Consider the following 464-nt stretch of genomic DNA (forward strand, 5'->3'; position numbering starts at 1 on the left):
ATGCCAGTCACCGTCACGCTGAAATCTTCTGGGCCTTCGTACACCGCGTCATCAATGGAAGCAATACGCACATCAAACTCAGTTTGCCCCGCTGGCACCGTTACTACGCCATCGTTTGGCACTGCAACCCAACCGGAGCCTGTGTTGTATTCTAGGGTGCCTAAGTCACCGACTTCGGTATCGCCGAGATTAAGACCCAACTCTACTTGCGTTTCCGCTTCAGACGCGTTCGATAGCGTCACTTTGAAGTTCGCTGTATCACCCTCATTAATGGTGCCAGCATCTGAAATAGTCACGCTTGGACGGTCATCATCCGGATCAGGTCCTGGACCCGTGCCGTCATCCACTATCGTTGCCGTACCGGTATCGCTACCTTGCACCGCCCCAATGCCAGTCACCGTCACGCTGAAATCTTCTGGGCCTTCGTACACCGCGTCATCAATGGAAGCAATACGCACATCAAA

Annotated in this window: 1 protein-coding gene; it reads right to left on the bottom strand. The window is 53.4% G+C overall.

The genetic code is table 11. The features are described 5' to 3' along the window. Positions 1-464: Calx-beta domain-containing protein (locus R2X38_RS26660; RefSeq protein WP_317525347.1), on the bottom strand; the 464-nt coding region annotated here is incomplete at both ends.

This window comes from Photobacterium rosenbergii (genome assembly GCF_033022775.1).
Lineage (GTDB): Bacteria > Pseudomonadota > Gammaproteobacteria > Enterobacterales > Vibrionaceae > Photobacterium > Photobacterium rosenbergii_A.